This window comes from Psychrobacter sp. 1U2 (assembly GCF_051847575.1).
This window is the reverse complement of the sequence record NZ_JBPYDC010001685.1, coordinates 1-543: the sequence shown is the minus strand read 5'-3', so window position 1 is coordinate 543 and position 543 is coordinate 1. Positions and strand designations below refer to the sequence as shown.

The window sequence follows — 543 nt, the reverse complement described above, 5'->3', positions numbered from 1 at the left end:
AACGCGCGACCTGGTACTGTGATTGTTGGCGCAGAATGGTTGTCACAGAAACTAGACGCATCAGATGTTTTGGATTTTTCAGGCTTCCCTGATCCTGCCGTGCAAACCACTTACAACCCTGACGATAGAACGGTCAAAAGTGCTTTTGTTGGTTATCAATTGTCAGAGTATTATTATGACCTGCAAGCCAACTATCGCTTAGATGACAACTCACAGTATGGTAATGAGAGCACCTACAATTTAGGCGCAGCTATACGCCCGTTGGCTGGCATGCGAATTGGTGCCAACTATGCCACTGGATTTCGTGCACCAACGTTTAATGACTTATACTGGCCTGGTTTTAGCAACCCCAATCTAAAGCCCGAAAAAACGGAGAACACAGAGGTATTCGTTGAATACGCTAATGAAGCTCAAACGTCACGACTGACAGGCTATTATACCGATGCAGAAGACCTGATTTCTAATGCGACAAATATCAGTGAAGCGAAAATCAAAGGATTGAGCTTGACCTCAGACTGGAATATGAATGCCTTCATATTTGGT

1 protein-coding gene is annotated in these 543 nt (G+C 44.4%); it reads left to right on the top strand.

Annotated features, from left to right (window positions below):
* On the top strand, positions 1–543 hold a 543-nt coding region (locus ACS8FD_RS23875), incomplete at both ends, for a TonB-dependent receptor domain-containing protein (protein WP_439277675.1).